A 20,584-nucleotide genomic window follows, 5' to 3' on the forward strand; every position below is an offset into this window, starting at 1 on the left:
GGGGCTCCATTCGCTCGCAACTCGTCATTGATCCGAATTTGAATCGAATCAATCAATACATTGCACTCGGAGCAATATGAGCTTGGCCGACTACCGGATGATTTCGGACGGGATCGCTGCGGATATCGCGCAGGGGCGCATGGCCCCGGGAAGCCGGATGCCGACGCAACGGCAATTCGCATACGAGCGTGGGATCGCCGTCTCTACCGCCAGTCGAGTCTATGCCGAGCTCACGCGGCGCGGGCTCGTCACCGGAGAAGTCGGCCGCGGTACGTTCATCCGCAACGCGGAGCCGGACGCGGCAGGCGAACGAGAGGCGGAAGGCGGCCTCGTCAATCTCGAACACGTCTTCTCCATCCTGCCCCATCAAGCGGCGGATCTCGCCGCCAGCCTCAAGCCTCTTCTCGATCCGGCTCGGATTCAGGCCACGTTCCCACCCGTCAGGCCGGGTGCGGCCGGGCCGGCGCGAGCCAAGGCGGCCGGTTTCTTCGCGCGGGGAGGGTGGTCGGCCGATCCCGAAACCGTCCTCTTCACCGGGACGGGACGTCAGGGCATCGCTGCGGCCATGGCGGCGCTGGCCCAACCCGGCGACCGGATCGGGGTGGAGGCCATGACCTATCCCATCGTCAAAGGCCTCGCGCACCGCCTCGGTATCGAGCTCGTCGCCCTACCGATGGATGCGGAGGGGGTGACCCCCGATGCCATCGAGCGAGCGCATGGGGAGAAGCCTATGCGGGCCCTCTATCTGCAGCCCGTCCTGCAAAGCCCCCTCGGCCAGAGCATGAGCGCAGAACGGCGGCGCGCCGTAGCGTCGGCCCTCCACCGGCACGACCTCGTCTGTATCGAGGATTCCGTCTACGGCTTCCTGTGTGACGAGGAACCCTTGGCGGCCCTGGCACCGGACCGCGTGATCCTCATCGACAGCCTGTCGAAACGGCTGGCTCCCGGCCTGAGCCTGGGCTTCGTCGCGGCGCCCTCCGGTTTGGTGCAGCGGCTCGGCGCCGCGATCCGCACCGGAGCCTGGACGGCGAGCGGCCTTCCCCTGGCGATGGCGCTTCACCTCATCGACGACGGCACCGCGAGGCGGATCGAGACCGCCAAGCGGGCGGACGCGACCGCGCGCCAGCATGCCGCCAGGGAAGCATTGGCGGGCCTCGACGTGCGGGGTGACCCGAGAGCCTTCCACCTCTGGCTCTCGTTGCCCTCCCATTGGAGCGCCGAACGCTATGCGGCTGCCGCGGCGCGCAACGGTGTCGCGGTATCCCCCGCCAGCGCCTTCGCCGTCGGGACCTCGACGCCGGAGAATGGGGTGCGCCTCGCCCTCGGCTCGCCACCTTTCGCGCGTCTGGACAGCGCTCTACGGACATTGCGGCGCCTCGTCCTCGATGGTGACGAGGCCGTGGTGGAATAGGCTCTCGGAGCCATTCGAAGCCTACCGGCCGATGCCGGGCAGTCGCACCGCACGCTTGAATCGGCGCGACCCGTTCGAGGCTGCGTCAAACGCGCGCGAACGTCACGGCTCCGGCTTGGGCACGATCAAAACCCGCCCTGGAAAGGGCAAAGAAATCAACATGCGAGGGTGACGCCTTCGCACCTGTCTGTGCTAGGTATGCCGCCATGCGATGCACCCTCTCCGTCACCTCGAAACGACGCATCCTGTGCGTCTTTCCCGCATACACGCCGTCCTTCGGGACTTTCGCCCACGCCTACCCGTTAATGGGCGGGGTAAAGGCGTTCATGCCGCCTCAGGGCCTGCTCCTCATCGCGGCTTACATGCCGGAGGAATGGGAGTACCGGTTCATCGACGAGAACATCAAACGGGCCGGGCCGGACGATTTCGCCTGGGCCGATGCGGTGTTCGTATCGGGCATGCACATCCAGGCACCCCAGATCCGGGACATCTACGCTCGGGCGCATGCGGCCGGTAAGGTGACGGCGCTCGGCGGCCCTTCGGTCTCCGGATCGCCCGAGCAATATCCCGAGTTCGACTATCTCCATATCGGCGAGATCGGCGACGCCACCGACGAACTCGTGTCGATCCTCGACCGCGACGTGTCCATTCCGGCGAGCCAAGTTCGCCTCGAAACCAAGGAGCGTCTGCCGCTCTCCGATTTCCCGGCGCCTGCCTACGAGGCCGCTCCCCTCAAGCGCTACCTCATCGGCTCCCTGCAATTCTCGTCCGGCTGCCCCTATCGCTGCGAGTTCTGCGATATCCCGCAGCTCTACGGCCGGCAGCCCCGCCTGAAGACGCCGGAGCAGATGCTCGGCGAGCTCGATGCGATCATCTCCCAGCCGGGCCATCCGGCCGTCGTGTACTTCGTCGATGACAATTTCATCGGCAACCGCAAGGCGACGAAGGATATGCTGCCCCACCTCGTGGAGTGGCAGAAGAAGAACCATTACCCGCTTCAGTTCGCCTGCGAGGCGACCCTGAACATGGCCAAGCAGCCCGACATCCTCGAGCTGATGCGGCAGGCGAACTTCATGACCGTCTTCGTCGGCATCGAGACGCCGGAAGAGGACGCGCTGGCGGGCATCGACAAGAAGCACAACGCCGCCGTGCCGATGTACGAGGCCATCGAGACGCTCAACAGCTTCGGCCTCGAAGTGACATCGGGCATCATCCTGGGCCTCGACACGGAGACGGACGGCTCGGAGCAGAAGCTCATCGACTTCGTCGACAAGTCGGCGGTGCCGGTGCTGACGATGAACCTGCTGCAGGCCCTGCCGAAGACACCGCTCTGGGACCGGCTGACCCGCGAGGGACGTCTCACCCATGACGCGGCGCTGGAATCCAACGTCCTGTTCAAGCGTCCGCACGACGATGTGGTGGCGAGCTGGCGCCGGGCCATCGCCCACGCCTACGAGCCGGAGAACCTGTTCGCGCGCTTCCGCTATCAGGTGGAGCGGACCTATCCGCATCGGATCAAGACGCCGACCAGGGGCAAGCTCACGCGGACCAATCTCCGTCGCGGTCTCGTGCTCGGTTTCAACATCGCCCTGCGCGTGGGCATCCTGTCGGATTACCGGGGCGTGTTCTGGCGCGCGGCCGGCCATGCCTTGAAGCGCGGGCAGATCGAGGCGGTCTTCAACATGGGCTTCGTCGCCCATCACCTGATCCGCTTCACCCGCGAAGCCCTGCGCGGCGAACACAACGCCTCCTTCTACGCGGCCAAGGCCGAGCAGAAGCTGGAGAATGCCCGGACGCCCTGGTGGCAGGCTGCGCGTAAGTTCCTGCCGACATAGGGACTTCCGTCCGCGCTCGAAGATGCTCCCGCCGAACAGGCGGGAGAAAATCCCGTCAACCAGAATCGTACATGCGAAGCGGATTTCTTCACCTCGGGCACTTGGCAGGGCGCTTGCTAGGGCCTATAGACCCCGCTCCACGTATTTCACACTTTGAAAGGATTCGACCAATCGGTCGATATCCGACATGCGAATTCGCCTGGGCAACCAGGCGATAATGGCCGGAAGGCTTTAAGGGGCGAGCAGCTCCTTCAAGCCTCGTCCGGCCATGTCCTGTCCGAGACTGCAGGCGCCGGGCAACCGGCTTAATTCCCCAGCCTGCACAGACGGGGAAGACCGAATTCAACACCCTATCGGCACCGCGATTCGCGGCGCAGGCAGGTATCGGTTTGAACCATCTCGCCCGTGCCGTCCACCGTTCCGGAGGATGTCAGGGGACAGGGCCGTGAAGCGTCGTCCAGGACGTTCCGGCTTCTCGCTGAGCCGAGTTCCGTTCCGGGCGGCATGTGCAACCGGCGGACCCTCCTCGAGGGGGACCCGCCAACCGGAGAGAGCCCCAGTGGACAGGACAGCCAAAGCTGATCTCGTCTCGACGCTCAACGGCGTGTTTGCGAACACGTCCGTCGTCGTCGTGGCCCACTACAAGGGCCTCACGGTCGCCGAGATGCAGAAGCTGCGCGCGCAGATGAAGCAGGCCGGTGCCACCGTGAAGGTCACCAAGAACCGCATCGCCAACATCGCTCTCGATGGCACGGACGTCGCCTCCATCAAGCCCCTCTTGAAGGGCCCGACCCTGCTCGCTTATTCGAGCGATCCGGTCGCGGCTGCCAAGGTTGCGGTGGACTTCGCCAAGGGTAACGACAAGCTCGTGATCCTCGGCGGCGCCATGGGAACGACAGCTCTGAACCCGGACGGTGTGAAGGCGCTTGCGTCGCTCCCGTCCCTCGACGAACTGCGCGGCAAGATCGTGGGCCTCATCCAGGCTCCCGCGACCAAGATCGCCCAGGTCGTCAGCGCACCGGCTGCCAAGCTGGCTCGCGTGTTCGGAGCCTATGCCACCAAGGACGCGGCTCAGGACGAAGCGGCCTGAGGCCGCATCGCCCTTCCCTCATCACCCGTTCAAACCGACATCTAAAGGAACATTACCATGGCTGATCTTGCCAAGCTCGTCGACGACCTGTCCTCGCTGACCGTTCTCGAAGCCGCCGACCTCGCCAAGCTCCTCGAAGAGAAGTGGGGCGTCTCCGCCGCCGCTGCCGTCGCCGTTGCCGGCCCGGCCGCCGGCCCGGCCGCCGTCGTCGAGGAGCAGACCGAGTTCACGGTTCTCCTGACCGCCGCTGGCGACAAGAAGATCGAGGTCATCAAGGAGGTCCGCGCGATCACCGGCCTCGGCCTCAAGGAAGCCAAGGACCTCGTCGAGGGCGCTCCGAAGGCTGTCAAGGAGTCCGTCAACAAGGAAGAGGCCGAGAAGCTCAAGGCCCAGCTCGAGAAGGCCGGCGCCAAGGTCGAGCTCAAGTAAGTTGCCGATGGGCCAAATCAGGCCCGTCACTTCCGGTCGGTCCCATCGGGGCCGGCCGGCACCGACGCCCGCGGGTCTCCGACCCGTGGGCTAAGGTCGCTTCAAGCGACCGGGCGGTCCTGGAACGGACCGGCGGCATTCATTTCGGGTGGGCTTCGTCCGGCGGGACAGGTTCATCGCCTGGTCGCGGGAGGCATAAAGCCTTCCCCGGGCACCCGGTACGCGGGACGTAGGAGCGAGGTCACCCATGGCCAACACGCTGGTCGGTCGCAAGCGCATTCGCAAGTTTTTCGGCAAGATCAAGGAAGTCGCCGAGATGCCGAACCTCATCGAGGTTCAGAAGGCGTCCTACGACCAGTTCCTGATGATGGACGAGCCGGAAGGCGGACGGGGCGACGAAGGCCTGCAGACCGTTTTCAAGTCGGTCTTCCCGATCTCCGACTTCTCGGCGACGGCCCTCCTCGAATTCGTGAAGTACACGTTCGAGCAGCCGAAATACGATGTCGACGAGTGTCGCCAGCGTGGCATCACCTTCGCGGCCCCGCTCAAGGTGACGCTGCGCCTCATCGTGTTCGATGTGGACCCCGATACTGGCGCCAAGTCCGTCAAGGACATCAAGGAGCAGGACGTCTACATGGGCGACATGCCCCTGATGACGGAGAACGGCACCTTCATCGTCAACGGCACCGAGCGCGTCATCGTCTCGCAGATGCACCGTTCGCCGGGCGTGTTCTTCGATCACGACAAGGGCAAGACCCATTCCTCGGGCAAGCTGCTCTTTGCCGCGCGCATCATCCCCTATCGCGGCTCGTGGCTCGATGTGGAGTTCGATGCCAAGGACATCGTGCATGTGCGTATCGACCGTAAGCGCAAGCTTCCGGCGACGTCACTGCTGTTCGCCCTCGGCCTCGACGGCGAGGAGATCCTCTCCACCTTCTACAACCGCGTCATCTACGATCGCGACGGCGCCGAATGGCGCGTGCCGTTCGATGCCGATCGTCTGAAGGGCTTCAAGGCCTCCGTCGATCTCGTCGACGCGGATTCGGGCGAAGTCGTCCTCGAAGCCGGCAAGAAGCTCAACGCCCGCAACGCCCGCCAGATCAGCGAGCGCGGCGTGCAGTTCCTGAAGGCCACCGACGAGGACCTGATCGGCCAGTACATCGCCGAAGATCTGGTCAATGCGAAGACTGGCGAGATCTGGGCCGAGGCCGGCGACGAAATCTCCGACAAGCTCCTCAAGAGCCTGGAAGAGGTCGGCGTTTCCGAGCTCCCCGTCCTCGACATCGACCACGTCAATGTCGGTCCCTACATCCGCAACACCCTCGCCGTGGACAAGAACTCGTCCCGCGAAGGCGCGCTGTTCGACATCTACCGCGTCATGCGTCCCGGCGAGCCGCCGACGCTCGACACGGCCGAGGCGATGTTCCACTCGCTGTTCTTCGATTCCGAGCGCTACGACCTCTCGGCCGTCGGCCGCGTGAAGATGAACATGCGCCTCGACCTCGATGCCGAGGATACCGTGCGCACCCTGCGCCGCGAGGACATGCTCGCGGTCGTCAAGGCGCTGGTGGACCTGCGCGACGGCAAGGGCGAGATCGACGACATCGATCACCTCGGCAACCGCCGTGTGCGTTCGGTGGGCGAGCTCATGGAGAACCAGTACCGCCTGGGCCTTCTCCGCATGGAGCGCGCCATCAAGGAGCGCATGTCCTCCGTCGATATCGACACGGTGATGCCGCAGGACCTCATCAACGCCAAGCCGGCAGCGGCCGCGGTGCGTGAGTTCTTCGGCTCGTCGCAGCTGTCGCAGTTCATGGATCAGACCAATCCGCTCTCGGAAGTGACGCATAAGCGCCGCCTCTCGGCGCTTGGCCCGGGCGGTCTCACCCGTGAGCGCGCCGGCTTCGAGGTGCGCGACGTGCATCCGACCCATTACGGCCGCATCTGCCCGATCGAGACGCCGGAAGGCCCGAATATCGGTCTCATCAACTCGCTCGCCACCTTCGCGCGGGTGAACAAGTACGGCTTCATCGAGACCCCGTTCCGTCGCGTGAAGGACGGCGTGGTGACGAAGGAGGTCTCCTACCTCTCCGCGATGGAGGAGGCGAAGTACTATGTCGCCCAGGCCAACGCCCAGATGGACGAGAGCTTCAAGCTGACGGAAGACCTCGTGGTCTGCCGTCGGGCCGGCGACGTCATCGTCGTGCCGCCGGACCGCGTCGACCTCATGGACGTGTCGCCGAAGCAGCTCGTCTCGGTAGCTGCCGCACTCATCCCGTTCCTCGAGAACGACGATGCGAACCGTGCTCTGATGGGCTCGAACATGCAGCGCCAGGCGGTGCCGCTGGTCCGCGCCGACGCGCCGTTCGTCGGCACCGGCATGGAAGCCGTGGTCGCCCGCGATTCGGGTGCCGCCATCGCGGCTCGCCGCTCCGGCATCGTCGATCAGGTCGATGCGACCCGTATCGTCATCCGCGCCACCGAAGAGGCCGATGCCAACAAACCTGGCGTCGACATCTACCGCCTGCAGAAGTTCCAGCGCTCCAACCAGTCGACCTGCATCACGCAGAAGCCGCTGGTCCGCGTGGGCGAGCAGGTGAAGAAGGGCGAGATCATCGCCGATGGTCCGTCGACGGAGTTCGGCGAGCTGGCACTCGGCCGGAACGTGCTCGTCGCGTTCATGCCGTGGAACGGCTACAACTTCGAGGACTCGATCCTGCTCTCCGAGCGGATCGTGAAGGATGACGTGTTCACCTCGATCCATATCGAGGAGTTCGAGGTGATGGCCCGAGACACCAAGCTGGGTCCGGAGGAAATCACCCGCGACATCCCCAACGTCTCGGAAGAGGCGCTGAAGAACCTCGACGAAGCCGGCATCGTCTATATCGGCGCCGAGGTTCATGCGGGCGACATCCTGTGCGGCAAGATCACCCCGAAGGGCGAGAGCCCGATGACGCCGGAGGAGAAGCTCCTCCGCGCCATCTTCGGCGAGAAGGCTTCGGACGTGCGCGACACCTCGCTCCGGGTTCCCCCGGGCGTGACCGGCACGATCGTCGAAGTCCGGGTGTTCAACCGCCACGGCGTCGACAAGGACGAGCGCGCCCAGGCCATCGAGCGCGAAGAGATCGAGCGTCTCGCCAAGGATCGTGACGACGAGCAGGCGATCCTCGACCGCAACACCTACGCCCGTCTCGCCGGCGTCCTGATCGGCCAGTCGCCGATCGCAGGTCCGAAGGGCTTCAAGAAGGAGACCACGCTCAGCCGTGAGCTCCTGAACGAGTACCCGCGCTCGCAATGGTGGCAGTTCGCCGTCGTCGACGACCGTCTCATGACCGAGATGGAAGCGATGCAGAAGCAGTACGACGAGTCGAAGAAGCGCCTCGAACAGCGCTTCCTCGACAAGGTCGAGAAGCTGCAGCGCGGCGACGAGTTGCCCCCCGGCGTGATGAAGATGGTCAAGGTCTTCGTTGCGGTGAAGCGCAAGATCCAGCCGGGCGACAAGATGGCCGGCCGTCACGGCAACAAGGGTGTCGTGTCGCGGATCGTGCCGATCGAGGACATGCCGTTCCTCGAAGACGGAACGCATGCCGACATCGTGCTCAACCCGCTCGGCGTGCCGTCGCGCATGAACGTCGGTCAGATCCTGGAGACCCATCTGGGCTGGGCTGCCGCCGGTCTCGGCCGCAAGGTCGGGCTCGCCGTGGACGCCTACCTCCGCAGCAACGACATCGCGCCCCTCAAGGCGGAGATGGAGGCGATCTACTCGCCGTCGGAGCTGGAGGGCCTCTCGGACGAGGACATGGCGGAGGCGGCCAACAACGTACGCCGCGGCGTACCGATGGCCACTCCGGTGTTCAACGGCGCCAAGGAAGCCGACATCGAGACGATGCTGGAGATGGCCGGGCTCGACCGCTCGGCGCAGTCGACGCTCTATGACGGGCGTACGGGTGAGCCTTTCGACCGCAAGGTGACGATGGGCTACATCTACATGCTGAAGCTCCACCACCTCGTGGACGACAAGATCCACGCTCGGTCGATCGGTCCTTACTCCCTCGTCACCCAGCAGCCGCTGGGCGGTAAGGCGCAGTTCGGCGGCCAGCGCTTCGGCGAGATGGAGGTCTGGGCTCTGGAGGCCTACGGCGCGGCTTACACGCTGCAGGAGATGCTCACGGTGAAGTCGGACGACGTCGCCGGCCGCACCAAGGTCTACGAGGCCATCGTCCGTGGCGACGATACCTTCGAGGCCGGCATCCCCGAGTCCTTCAACGTGCTCGTCAAGGAAATGCGTTCGCTCGGCCTCAACGTGGAGCTCACCTCCTCCAAGAAGCTCGCGAACGACCAGCTCGACCCGCCCGCCGAGGCAGCCGAGTAAGACCCACGATACGCTCCCGCGCCGGCTCACCGTGAGCCGGCGCGGTTCGAGCGGGGAGGGGAAGCGCCTCTCGACGGACGAAGGCCAGCGGCGACCCGGCCGGTCGCAGCGCCTCATCGATTTCAGCACGTGGTCATCCCCTCGGCGGAGGGTGCAGCCCGTCAGCTCAGGAGCAGATCATGAACCAAGAGGTCATGAATCTTTTCAACCAGCAGGCTCAGCCTCAGAGCTTCGACCAGATCAAGATTTCGATCTCCTCACCCGAAAAGATCCTTTCGTGGTCCTTCGGCGAGATCAAGAAGCCCGAGACGATCAACTACCGTACGTTCAAGCCCGAGCGTGACGGCCTGTTCTGCGCGCGCATCTTTGGACCGATCAAGGATTACGAGTGCTTGTGCGGCAAGTACAAGCGCATGAAGTACAAGGGCGTCATCTGTGAGAAGTGCGGCGTCGAGGTCACCCTCGCGCGCGTCCGGCGTGACCGCATGGGCCATATCGAGCTGGCCGCGCCCGTCGCCCATATCTGGTTCCTGAAGTCGCTGCCGAGCCGCATCGGCCTGCTGCTCGACATGGCGCTCAAGGACCTCGAGCGCATCCTCTACTTCGAATCCTACTGCGTCATCGAGCCGGGCCTCACCCCCCTCAAGGAGCGTCAGCTCCTCTCCGAGGAAGAGTACCTGCGCGCCCAGGAAGAGTACGGCGAGGACAGCTTCACCGCCATGATCGGCGCCGAGGCCATCCGGCGCATTCTGCAGGAGCTCGACCTCGACGGAATCGCGAACTCGCTCCGCGAGGAAATCGCCACCACGACCTCCGAGCTGAAGCCCAAGAAGCTTCTCAAGCGCCTGAAGATCATCGAGGCCTTCCAGATGTCGGGCAACAAGCCCGAATGGATGATCCTCACCGTGGTTCCGGTGATCCCGCCGGACCTGCGCCCGCTCGTCCCCCTGGATGGCGGCCGCTTCGCCACGTCCGATCTGAACGACCTCTACCGCCGCGTCATCAACCGCAACAACCGCCTGAAGCGGCTGATCGAACTGCGCGCGCCCGACATCATCATCCGCAACGAGAAGCGCATGCTTCAGGAGGCGGTGGACGCGCTGTTCGACAACGGCCGTCGCGGTCGCGTCATCACGGGTGCCAATAAGCGTCCGCTGAAGTCGCTCGCCGACATGCTCAAGGGCAAGCAGGGCCGCTTCCGCCAGAACCTGCTCGGCAAGCGCGTCGACTATTCCGGCCGTTCGGTCATCGTGGTGGGTCCTGAGCTCAAGCTGCACCAGTGCGGCCTGCCGAAGAAGATGGCCTTGGAGCTGTTCAAGCCGTTCATCTACGCGCGCCTCGACGCCAAGGGTTTCTCGGCCACCGTCAAGCAGGCCAAGAAGCTCGTCGAAAAGGAAAAGCCGGAGGTCTGGGATATCCTCGACGAGGTGATCCGCGAGCACCCGGTGATGCTCAACCGCGCGCCGACGCTTCACCGCCTCGGCATCCAGGCGTTCGAGCCCAAGCTGATCGAAGGTAAGGCGATCCAGCTTCACCCGCTCGTCTGCGCGGCCTTCAACGCCGATTTCGACGGCGACCAGATGGCCGTCCACGTCCCGCTCTCGCTGGAAGCCCAGCTCGAAGCGCGCGTGCTGATGATGTCGACCAACAACATCCTGCACCCGGCCAATGGTCAGCCGATCATCGTGCCGTCGCAGGATATCGTGCTCGGCCTGTACTACCTATCGATCGTCGCCGAGGGCGCCATCGGCGCCTTCGACCCGACCAACAAGAAGAACCCGATGCAGGGTGTCTTCGGCACGATCGGCGAACTCGAGCACGCCCTCGCGGCCAACACCGTGAAGCTGCACTCGAAGATCCGCTGGCGGTGGAACGGCATCGGCCCCGATGGCGAGCCGCTGACCCAGACCTACGACACGACACCCGGCCGCGTGATCCTGTCCACGGCCCTGCCGCTGCACAAGAAGGTCCCCTACGACGTCGTCAACAAGCTGATGACGAAGAAGGAGATCTCCGCGATGATCGACACCGTCTACCGCCACTGCGGTCAGAAGGAGTCGGTGATCTTCTGTGATCGCATCATGGCGCTCGGCTTCAACCACGCGTTCAAGGCCGGCATCTCGTTCGGCAAGGACGACATGGTCGTGCCGGACAACAAGTGGCCGATCGTGGACGACACCCGCGCGCTGGTGAAGGACTACGAGCAGCAGTACAATGACGGCCTGATCACTCAGGGCGAGAAGTACAACAAGGTGGTGGATGCCTGGGCCAAGTGTTCGGACAAGCTCGCCGCCGAGATGATGCTGCGCATCTCCACCGTGCAAAAGGACGAGAACGGCGCCGACAAGCAGATCAACTCGATCTACATGATGAGCCATTCCGGTGCCCGTGGCTCGCCGGCGCAGATGAAGCAGCTCGCCGCGATGCGCGGACTCATGGCCAAGCCCTCGGGCGAGATCATCGAGACCCCGATCATCTCGAACTTCAAGGAAGGCCTGGACGTTCTCGAGTACTTCAACTCGACGCACGGAGCCCGTAAGGGTCTCGCCGACACCGCCTTGAAGACCGCGAATTCCGGTTACCTGACCCGCCGCCTCGTCGACGTGGCACAGGACGCCGTCATTCGTGAGGTCGATTGCGGCACCACCAACGGCATCAAGATGCGCGCCATCGTCGATGCGGGCCAGGTCGTGGCTCCGCTCTCGATCCGCATCCTCGGCCGCGCCACGGCCGAAGATCTCGTGGCTCAGGACGGCACGGTCATCGTCAAGACCAATGAGACGATCGAGGAGAAGCACCTGCCCGCCATCCAGGCGGCCGGTATCCAGGAGGTGAAAATCCGCTCGGTGCTCGTCTGCGCCACCAAGAGCGGCGTCTGCGCCACCTGCTACGGACGCGATCTCGCCCGTGGAACGCCCGTCAACATGGGCGAGGCCGTCGGCGTCATTGCGGCGCAGTCCATCGGCGAGCCGGGCACCCAGCTCACCATGCGTACCTTCCATATCGGTGGCGCGGCGCAGATCGCCGATTCGTCCTTCATCGAGTCGAGCTTCGAAGGCACGATCAAGATCCGCAACCGTGCCCTCGCCCGCAACACCGACGGCGATCTCATCGCCACCGGTCGTAACGTGGCGGTGGTCATCGTCGGAACCGATGGAGCGGAACGCGCGGTCCACCGCCTGCAATACGGCGCACGACTGCGGGTCGACGAGGGCGACAAGGTCAAGCGTGGCCAGCGCATCGCCGAATGGGACCCCTATACCCGTCCGATCATCACCGAGACCGACGGTATCGTGGCGTACGAGGATCTGATCGACGGCCAGTCGATCACCGAGACCACCGACGAGTCGACCGGCATCGCCAAGCGCGTCGTCATCGACTGGCGTGGTACGGCCCGCACGGCAGACCTCAAGCCGGCCATGCTCGTCCTCGACCAGGACGGCAAGCCGATGAAGCTGCCGCGCGGCTCGGACGCCCGCTACTTCCTCCCGGTCGACGCCATCATCGGCTACGACCCGGGCGGCACGGTGAAGGCCGGCGACATCCTCGCTCGTGTCTCCACCGACTCGGCCAAGACCCGCGACATCACCGGCGGTCTGCCGCGGGTGGCGGAGCTGTTCGAGGCCCGTCGTCCGAAGGACGCGGCGATCATTGCGGAGAAGTCGGGCACGATTCAGTTCGGGCGCGACTACAAGAACAAGCGTCGCCTGACGCTGACTCCGCATGACGGTTCGGATGCGGTCGAGTACCTGATCCCGAAGGGCAAGCACATCCACCTCCAAGACGGCGACGTCGTGGAGCTCGGCGACTACATCGTCGACGGCAACCCGGCGCCGCACGACATCCTGGCGATCAAGGGCGTGGAGGAACTCGCTGCCTACCTCGTCAACGAGATCCAGGAGGTCTACCGGCTCCAGGGCGTGTCCATCAACGACAAACACATCGAGGTGATCGTCCGTCAGATGCTGCAGAAGGTGGAAATCACCGATGGCGGCGATTCGGAGATCCTGACGGGCGACCAGATCGACCGGACGGAACTCGCGGACATCAACGAGAAGCTGCTCGCCGAGAACAAGAAGCCCGTCGTGGGTGTGCCGGTGTTGCTCGGCATCACCAAGGCGTCCCTGCAGACGAAGTCGTTCATCTCGGCGGCGTCGTTCCAGGAAACCACCCGCGTGCTCACCGAGGCGGCCGTCAACGGCAAGATCGACCATCTCGAGGGTCTCAAGGAGAACGTCATCGTCGGATCGCTCATTCCGGCCGGTACGGGCTCCATGGCAGCCGACATCCGCGCCGTCGCGCGGCGTCGCGATGCCATGATCCTTCAGCAGAAGGCCGCCGAGAGCGGCGCCCAGCCCCTCAGCGAGCTGCCGCCAGCCGCTGAGTGATCTCCGCGTTAGCCTTCAAACGAGACAAGGGGCGGCCAGCGATGGCCGCCCCTTCTTATTTCGCACCACCGCCTTCGGGCCCGGGAGAGCCCCCGGCACCGGCCGCACCTCGACGAATCGCAGCATCTGTGCGGCCTCATCCGACAGCCCGCCAGGATCCATCCCCCGCACGTGAACCGCCATCCAAGACTCCGCCAAGCTGACCGGCAGGTTGATCCGAGACCGTGACACCGCCCCGGATCGCCTCGTCCTGGCGCAGAACTCCAAAGCCATATAATAATCGGGCGTTAACCGCCGATCAGACCAAACTTTATCGTCCTTCGGGATTGACGTTCCGCCGTCCCCCGCATAGAAGCACGCCACTCCGGCACAACAGCAGGACATAGCGAGTCGCGGCCCTCGGGCCGAAAGACAATCGCTAATCCGGTTCCGGCACTCACATCGACTGACGTCCTTGTCAGATCAGTAGGTACGAGCGCGTCGTAAGGCGTGATCCTCTGCCGAACACGCGCCACGGGTCCTCACCGATCCATGGCGCATATTCGTTTTGCGGATCTTCTTATCGAGATCCGCGACAGCTCGGAAACGGGCTGCATCGTGAAGCCGAACATGGGATCGCGCCTAAGCGGTCCGAATGAAGAGGGCAGAGTATGCCGACGATCAACCAGCTGATCGCTCAGCCGCGTAAAGCGCAGAAGAGCCGCAACAAGGTGCCGGCGCTCGACGCTTGCCCGCAGAAGCGTGGCGTTTGCACCCGCGTCTACACGACGACGCCGAAGAAGCCGAACTCGGCTCTCCGTAAGGTCGCCAAGGTCCGTCTGACCAACGGTTTCGAAGTCATCGGGTACATCCCCGGCGAAGGTCACAACCTTCAAGAGCACTCCGTGGTCATGATCCGCGGCGGCCGCGTGAAGGATCTTCCCGGCGTTCGCTACCACATCCTGCGCGGCGTACTCGACACGCAGGGCGTCAAGGGTCGTAAGCAGCGCCGCTCCAAGTACGGCGCCAAGCGTCCGAAGTAAGAATTTCGCTCATCCCGTAAGGATGTCGCCGACCTCGACGAGGTTCAGGCGGCCTGCGCGGGGTGGTTTCAAGACCTTGATTTATAGACGGAGCGAGCGATGTCCCGCCGCCATTCTGCTGAAAAGCGTGAGATCATCCCGGACGCCAAGTACGGCGACATCGTGCTCACCAAGTTCATGAATTCCATCATGTACGAGGGCAAGAAGTCGATCGCCGAGGGCATCGTGTACGGCGCTTTCGACATCGTCGAGAACCGCGCCCGTGCGAACCCGATCGAGGTGTTCCGCGCCGCTCTCGAGAACGTCGCTCCGGCGATCGAAGTGCGGTCCCGTCGCGTCGGCGGCGCGACCTATCAGGTCCCCGTCGAAGTCCGTACCGAGCGTCGTCAGGCTCTGGCGATCCGCTGGCTCATCCAGGCCGCCCGGGGCCGCAACGACCGCACCATGGTCGAGCGCCTCTCGGCCGAACTCCTCGATGCCGCGAATAACCGTGGCAACGCGGTCAAGAAGCGGGAAGACACGCACCGGATGGCTGAAGCCAACCGCGCCTTCTCGCACTACCGCTGGTAAGCGGCCCCGGACCCTTTCAGGAGCAATCCGATGCCCCGCACGCATGCGATCGAGGACTACCGTAATTTCGGCATCATGGCTCACATTGATGCTGGAAAAACCACGACCACTGAGCGGATCCTCTACTACACCGGCAAGTCCCATAAGATCGGCGAAGTCCATGACGGCGCCGCGACGATGGATTGGATGACGCAGGAGCAGGAGCGTGGCATCACGATCACCTCCGCTGCGACCACCTGCTTCTGGCGCGACAAGCGCCTGAACATCATCGACACCCCCGGCCACGTGGACTTCACCATCGAAGTGGAGCGCTCGCTGCGCGTCCTCGACGGCGCCGTTTGCGTGCTCGACGGCAACCAGGGCGTCGAGCCCCAGACGGAGACCGTCTGGCGTCAGGCTGACAAGTATGACGTTCCGCGTGTCGTGTTCGTCAACAAGATGGACAAGATCGGCGCCGACTTCTTCAAATGCGTCGCCGACATCATCGACCGCGTCGCCGGCAAGCCCGTTTGCCTCCAGCTTCCGATCGGCGCCGAGACGACCTTCAAGGGCGTCATCGACCTGATCAAGATGAAGGCCATCGTGTGGACGTCCGAGAAGCTCGGCGCCGATTTCTCGGAGACCGAGATCCCGGCCGACCTCGCCGATCAGGCTGCCGAATACCGGATCAAGCTCGTCGAAGCCTGCGTCGAGATGGATGACGATGCCATGTCGGCCTATCTCGACGGTGTCGAGCCGGATGCCGAGACGATGCATCGCCTCGTGCGCACCGCTGTCCAGCGTCGCGCTTTCCACCCCGTGCTCTGCGGTTCGGCCTTCAAGAACAAGGGCGTTCAGCCCCTGCTCGACGCCGTCGTCGACTACCTGCCGTCTCCCGCCGATCGCGGCGAGATCAAGGGCCTCGACTTCAAGACCGAAGAAGAGACCGTTCGTCATCCGTCCGACAGCGATCCTTTCTCGATGCTGGCGTTCAAGATCATGGACGACCCGCATGTCGGCACGATCACGTTCTGCCGTGTCTATTCGGGCAAGGTCGAGTCTGGCGCCAACGTCATCAACTCGTCGCGCGACAAGAAGGAGCGTGTCGGCCGCATGCTTCTCATGCACGCCAACAACCGCGAAGACGTGAAGGAAGCCTTCACCGGCGACATCGTGGCTTTGGCTGGTCTCAAGGAAACTCGTACCGGCGATACGCTGTGCGACCCGAAGGACGCCGTCATCCTCGAGAAGATGGAGTTCCCCGAGCCCGTCATCGAGATCGCGGTGGAGCCGAAGTCCAAGGCCGATCAGGAGAAGCTGGGCATCGCTCTTGCCAAGCTCGCTGCTGAGGATCCGTCCTTCCGCGTTTCCACGGACCAGGAATCGGGCCAGACCATCCTTCGCGGGATGGGCGAGCTCCACCTCGACATCAAGGTCGACATCCTGCGCCGTACCTACATGGTCGACGCGAATATCGGCCAGCCGCAGGTGGCGTATCGTGAGAAGCTCACGAAGCGCACCGAGATCGACTACACCCACAAGAAGCAGACCGGTGGTACCGGTCAGTTCGCTCGGGTGAAGTTCGTGGTCGAGCCGAACGAGCCGGGCAAGGGCTTCGAGTTCTCCTCGAAGATCATCGGCGGCACGGTGCCCAAGGAATACATCCCGGGTGTCGAAAAGGGTCTCAACTCGGTGCTCGGCGCCGGCATCCTCGCCGGTTTCCCGGTCGTGGACATCAAGGTCGAGCTGATCGACGGCGCCTATCACGATGTCGACTCGTCGGCCCTGGCCTTCGAAATCGCCTCTCGTGCGGCGCTCCGTGAGGCTCTCCAGAAGGGCGGATCGGTCCTGCTCGAGCCGGTCATGAAGGTCGAGGTCGTCTCGCCGGAAGAGTATACCGGTTCGGTGATCGGCGATTTGAATTCCCGCCGTGGCCAGATCCAGGGCCAGGACATGCGCGGCAATGCGAACGTCATCAACGCGATGGTGCCGCTTGCCAACATGTTCGGCTACGTGAACCAGCTGCGCTCCTTCTCCCAGGGCCGCGCGAACTTCACGATGCAGTTTGACCATTACGAAGAGGTGCCGCGCGGCGAGGCCGAGAAGGTCGTCGCGAAGTACGCTTAAGGCTTCCCGCCTTTTCCGGACCGCAGCAGCATCACCTGAAACACTGAGATTACGGAGGCTACGATGGCCAAAGAGAAATTTGCCCGCACCAAGCCGCACTGCAACATTGGCACGATTGGTCACGTCGACCACGGCAAGACGTCGCTGACGGCTGCGATCACGAAGGTCCTGGCGGAGTCGGGTGGCGCGACGTTCACGGCCTACGACCAGATCGACAAGGCCCCCGAGGAGAAGGCGCGCGGCATCACGATCTCGACGGCTCACGTCGAGTACGAGACGGCCAACCGTCACTACGCCCACGTCGATTGCCCCGGCCACGCCGATTACGTGAAGAACATGATCACGGGTGCGGCGCAGATGGACGGCGCGATCCTGGTCGTGTCGGCCGCCGACGGCCCGATGCCGCAGACCCGCGAGCACATCCTGCTCGCCCGTCAGGTCGGCGTGCCGGCGCTGGTGGTGTTCCTCAACAAGGTCGACCTCGTCGACGACGAGGAGCTCCTCGAGCTCGTCGAGATGGAGGTGCGCGAGCTCCTCTCCAAGTACGACTTCCCCGGCGACGACATCCCGATCACCAAGGGTTCGGCCAAGGTCGCGCTCGACAACGGCGACAAGGCCGTCGGCCATGACGCCGTGCTGGCCCTGATGGCGAGCGTGGATGCCTACATCCCGCAGCCGGAGCGTCCGATCGACAAGCCGTTCCTGATGCCGATCGAGGACGTGTTCTCGATCTCGGGCCGCGGCACCGTGGTGACGGGCCGTGTCGAGCGCGGCATCGTCAAGGTCGGCGAGACCGTGGAGATCGTCGGCATCCGCGACACCCAGACCACCACGGTCACGGGCGTCGAGATGTTCCGCAAGCTGCTCGACCAGGGCCAGGCCGGCGACAATGTCGGCGTGCTCCTGCGCGGCACCAAGCGTGAAGACGTCGAGCGCGGCCAGGTCGTGTGCAAGCCGGGCTCGGTCAAGCCCCACACCAAGTTCAAGGCCGAGGCCTACATCCTCACCAAGGAGGAGGGCGGTCGCCACACCCCGTTCTTCACCAACTACCGGCCCCAGTTCTACTTCCGCACCACCGACGTGACCGGTGTCTGCGAACTGCCCGAGGGCACCGAGATGGTGATGCCCGGTGACAGCGTCACCATGGACGTCACCCTCATCGTCCCCGTCGCCATGGAAGAGAAGCTCCGCTTCGCCATCCGTGAAGGCGGACGCACCGTCGGCGCAGGCGTCGTCGCAGCCATCAACGATTAAGTTCGGTACGCTCAGTCTGCTGGGATCGACAGAGGGGCGGGTCCTCGCGCCCGCCCCTTATTAAGTCCCGCCAAGGTTTCAGGTCATGAACGGTCAGAATATCCGCATTCGCCTCAAGGCGTTCGATCATCGCATCCTCGATGCCTCGACCCGCGAGATCGTGTCGACGGCCAAGCGCACCGGCGCGACCATTCGTGGTCCGATCCCGCTGCCGACGCATATCGAGAAGTTCACCGTCAACCGCTCGCCGCACATCGACAAGAAGTCGCGCGAGCAGTTCGAGATGCGCACCCACAAGCGCGTCCTCGATATCGTCGATCCGACGCCGCAGACCGTGGACGCGCTGATGAAGCTCGACCTCGCCGCCGGCGTGGACGTGGAGATCAAGCTCTAAGTCCCGCGGGGATTTAGAGCTTACCGTAGAATCGCGCGAGGGAGACACCTATGCGCTCAGGCGTCATTGCACAGAAGGTCGGCATGACCCGCATCTTTACGGATGCTGGCGAACATGTCCCCGTGACAGTGCTTAAAATCGATCAATGCCAGGTGGTTGCCCACCGTACCGTCGAGAAGAATGGCTACGTCGCCCTTCAGGTCGGCGTCGGCAAGGCCAAGGTGAAGAACGTGTCGGCTGCCGAGCGCGGCCGGTTCGCGGTCGCCAAGGTCGAGCCCAAGCAGAAGCTCGCCGAGTTCCGCGTGTCCGAGGACGCGCTGATCCCGGTCGGCGCAGAGATCACCGCCGATCACTTCATCCCTGGCCAGTTCGTCGACGTAACGGGCACGACCACGGGTAAGGGCTTCGCCGGCGGCATGAAGCGCTGGAACTTCGGTGGTCTGCGCGCCACCCACGGCGTGTCCATCTCGCACCGTTCGATCGGTTCGACCGGTGGCCGCCAGGATCCGGGCAAGACCTTCAAGAACAAGAAGATGCCCGGTCACATGGGCGTCGACCGGGTCACGACCCAGAACCTGCGCGTCGTGCGCACGGATCCCGAGCGTGGCCTCATCCTCGTCGAAGGCGCCGTCCCCGGTGTCGCCGGCGGCTGGATCCAGATCCGCGACGCGGTGAAGCGCAAGCTCCCCGCCGACGTGCCGCAGCCCGGCAAGTTCCGTGAGAACGGTTCTTCGGCTGCTCCCGCCACCGAAGCTCCGGCTCCCGAGGCTCCCGCTTCCGAGGAGAACGCGTGATGAAGCTCGATATCACCACTCTCGACGGCGACGGCGCCGGGTCGATCGACCTGGACGAGACCATCTTCGGTCTCGAGCCCCGCGCCGACCTTCTCCAGCGCATGGTGCGCTGGCAGCTCGCCAAGCGTCAGGCCGGCACCCATGCGGTCAAGAACCGTTCGGACGTCAACCGGACGCGCAAGAAGCTGTACAAGCAGAAGGGCACCGGTAACGCTCGTCACGGCGCCGCCTCCGCTCCGCAGTTCCGCGGCGGTGGACGTGCCTTCGGCCCGGTCGTGCGCAGCCATGCCCATGACCTCCCGAAGAAGGTGCGTGCCCTCGCTCTTCGCCACGCCCTCTCGGCGAAGGTCAAGGCCGAGACCTTGATCATCGTGGACGACGTGACGCTCGCCGACGGCAAGACCCGGAACCTGGTCGAGCGCTTCGAGAAGATGGGCCTGTCCAGCGCGCTGATCATCAGCGGTGCTGAGGTCGACGTGAACTTCGGTCGCGCCGCCCGCAACATCCCGCAGATCGACGTCCTGCCGGTCCAGGGCATCAACGTCTACGACATCCTGCGTCGCGACAAGCTCGTGCTGACGCGCGCAGCGATCGATGCGCTGGAGGCGCGATTCAAATGAGTGCCGATCCGCGCCACTACGACATCATCGTCTCCCCGGTCATTACCGAGAAGGCGACGAACCTCACCGAGCAGAACAAGGTCGTCTTCCGGGTCTCCCCGAAGGCTACCAAGCCGCAGATCAAAGAGGCGGTCGAGAAGCTGTTCGACGTCAAGGTCACGGGCGTGAACACGCTCGTCACCAAGGGTAAGAAGAAGATTTTCCGCGGGCTTCGCGGACAGCGTTCGGACGTGAAGAAAGCGATCGTGACCCTCGCCGAGGGTGAGACGATCGACGTCACGACCGGGCTCTGACACGAA

14 protein-coding genes are annotated in these 20,584 nt (G+C 64.2%); all 14 read left to right on the forward strand.

What is annotated here, in order from left to right; genetic code table 11:
• The first annotated feature begins 76 nt into the window (after nt 1-76).
• The 14 genes from ACYQR9_RS13315 (at nt 77) to ACYQR9_RS13380 (ending at nt 20,578) form a co-directional block, all read left to right on the forward strand.
• On the forward strand, nt 77-1,411 hold the full coding sequence (locus ACYQR9_RS13315) for an aminotransferase-like domain-containing protein (RefSeq protein ID WP_461226617.1): 1,335 nt from the start codon (nt 77-79) through the stop codon (nt 1,409-1,411).
• Nucleotides 1,412-1,617: 206 nt separating this feature from the next.
• Complete coding sequence (locus ACYQR9_RS13320; RefSeq protein ID WP_056429685.1) at nt 1,618-3,246, forward strand: B12-binding domain-containing radical SAM protein; 1,629 nt, start codon at nt 1,618-1,620, stop codon at nt 3,244-3,246.
• 559 nt (nt 3,247-3,805) lie between these two features.
• Entirely contained in the window at nt 3,806-4,336 is a 531-nt protein-coding gene (gene rplJ / locus ACYQR9_RS13325) for a 50S ribosomal protein L10 (RefSeq protein WP_056429688.1), read from the forward strand.
• Between the two features lie 57 nt (nt 4,337-4,393).
• Nucleotides 4,394-4,765, forward strand: a complete 372-nt coding sequence (gene rplL, locus ACYQR9_RS13330) for a 50S ribosomal protein L7/L12 (RefSeq protein WP_018044238.1) — start codon at nt 4,394-4,396, stop codon at nt 4,763-4,765.
• Between the two features lie 247 nt (nt 4,766-5,012).
• A complete protein-coding gene (gene rpoB / locus ACYQR9_RS13335; RefSeq protein WP_056429690.1) occupies nt 5,013-9,137 on the forward strand; it encodes a DNA-directed RNA polymerase subunit beta in 4,125 nt (1,374 codons plus the stop codon).
• Nucleotides 9,138-9,316: 179 nt separating this feature from the next.
• Nucleotides 9,317-13,525: a DNA-directed RNA polymerase subunit beta' gene (gene rpoC, locus ACYQR9_RS13340; protein ID WP_056429692.1), complete on the forward strand. Its 4,209-nt coding sequence runs from the start codon at nt 9,317-9,319 to the stop codon at nt 13,523-13,525.
• Between the two features lie 650 nt (nt 13,526-14,175).
• Nucleotides 14,176-14,547 carry a 30S ribosomal protein S12 gene (gene rpsL, locus ACYQR9_RS13345; protein ID WP_018044234.1) on the forward strand — a complete coding sequence of 124 codons (372 nt, stop codon included), beginning with the start codon at nt 14,176-14,178 and terminating at the stop codon, nt 14,545-14,547.
• A gap of 99 nt (nt 14,548-14,646) precedes the next feature.
• Nucleotides 14,647-15,117: a 30S ribosomal protein S7 gene (gene rpsG / locus ACYQR9_RS13350; protein ID WP_018044233.1), complete on the forward strand. Its 471-nt coding sequence runs from the start codon at nt 14,647-14,649 to the stop codon at nt 15,115-15,117.
• Between the two features lie 30 nt (nt 15,118-15,147).
• Nucleotides 15,148-17,223, forward strand: a complete 2,076-nt coding sequence (fusA, locus tag ACYQR9_RS13355) for an elongation factor G (RefSeq protein ID WP_018044232.1) — start codon at nt 15,148-15,150, stop codon at nt 17,221-17,223.
• A 63-nt stretch (nt 17,224-17,286) separates the two neighbouring features.
• Complete coding sequence (gene tuf, locus ACYQR9_RS13360) at nt 17,287-18,477, forward strand: elongation factor Tu (RefSeq protein ID WP_207412100.1); 1,191 nt, start codon at nt 17,287-17,289, stop codon at nt 18,475-18,477.
• A gap of 85 nt (nt 18,478-18,562) precedes the next feature.
• On the forward strand, nt 18,563-18,871 hold the full coding sequence (gene rpsJ, locus ACYQR9_RS13365; protein ID WP_018044230.1) for a 30S ribosomal protein S10: 309 nt from the start codon (nt 18,563-18,565) through the stop codon (nt 18,869-18,871).
• Nucleotides 18,872-18,921: 50 nt separating this feature from the next.
• Complete coding sequence (gene rplC, locus ACYQR9_RS13370; RefSeq protein ID WP_018044229.1) at nt 18,922-19,665, forward strand: 50S ribosomal protein L3; 744 nt, start codon at nt 18,922-18,924, stop codon at nt 19,663-19,665.
• Complete coding sequence (gene rplD / locus ACYQR9_RS13375) at nt 19,665-20,285, forward strand: 50S ribosomal protein L4 (protein ID WP_027172970.1); 621 nt, start codon at nt 19,665-19,667, stop codon at nt 20,283-20,285. Before rplC ends, rplD begins: the two co-directional genes overlap by 1 nt.
• Nucleotides 20,282-20,578, forward strand: a complete 297-nt coding sequence (locus tag ACYQR9_RS13380; protein WP_018044227.1) for a 50S ribosomal protein L23 — start codon at nt 20,282-20,284, stop codon at nt 20,576-20,578. The genes rplD and ACYQR9_RS13380 overlap by 4 nt, the downstream gene beginning before the upstream one ends.
• Nucleotides 20,579-20,584: the final 6 nt, after the last annotated feature.

This window comes from Methylobacterium sp. CM6241 (assembly GCF_054817845.1).

Excerpts from the sequence above, each read along its gene's own strand:
- rplL (WP_018044238.1), top strand. The coding sequence starts at position 4,394 with ATGGCTGATCTTGCCAAGCTCGTCGACGACCTGTCCTCGCTGACCGTT.
- rpsL (WP_018044234.1), top strand. The coding sequence starts at position 14,176 with ATGCCGACGATCAACCAGCTGATCGCTCAGCCGCGTAAAGCGCAGAAG.
- rpsJ (WP_018044230.1), top strand. The coding sequence starts at position 18,563 with ATGAACGGTCAGAATATCCGCATTCGCCTCAAGGCGTTCGATCATCGC.
- ACYQR9_RS13380 (WP_018044227.1), top strand. The coding sequence starts at position 20,282 with ATGAGTGCCGATCCGCGCCACTACGACATCATCGTCTCCCCGGTCATT.
- ACYQR9_RS13320 (WP_056429685.1), top strand. The coding sequence starts at position 1,618 with ATGCGATGCACCCTCTCCGTCACCTCGAAACGACGCATCCTGTGCGTC.
- rpoC (WP_056429692.1), top strand. The coding sequence starts at position 9,317 with ATGAACCAAGAGGTCATGAATCTTTTCAACCAGCAGGCTCAGCCTCAG.
- ACYQR9_RS13315 (WP_461226617.1), top strand. The coding sequence starts at position 77 with ATGAGCTTGGCCGACTACCGGATGATTTCGGACGGGATCGCTGCGGAT.
- rpoB (WP_056429690.1), top strand. The coding sequence starts at position 5,013 with ATGGCCAACACGCTGGTCGGTCGCAAGCGCATTCGCAAGTTTTTCGGC.
- fusA (WP_018044232.1), top strand. The coding sequence starts at position 15,148 with ATGCCCCGCACGCATGCGATCGAGGACTACCGTAATTTCGGCATCATG.
- tuf (WP_207412100.1), top strand. The coding sequence starts at position 17,287 with ATGGCCAAAGAGAAATTTGCCCGCACCAAGCCGCACTGCAACATTGGC.
- rplC (WP_018044229.1), top strand. The coding sequence starts at position 18,922 with ATGCGCTCAGGCGTCATTGCACAGAAGGTCGGCATGACCCGCATCTTT.
- rplD (WP_027172970.1), top strand. The coding sequence starts at position 19,665 with ATGAAGCTCGATATCACCACTCTCGACGGCGACGGCGCCGGGTCGATC.
- rpsG (WP_018044233.1), top strand. The coding sequence starts at position 14,647 with ATGTCCCGCCGCCATTCTGCTGAAAAGCGTGAGATCATCCCGGACGCC.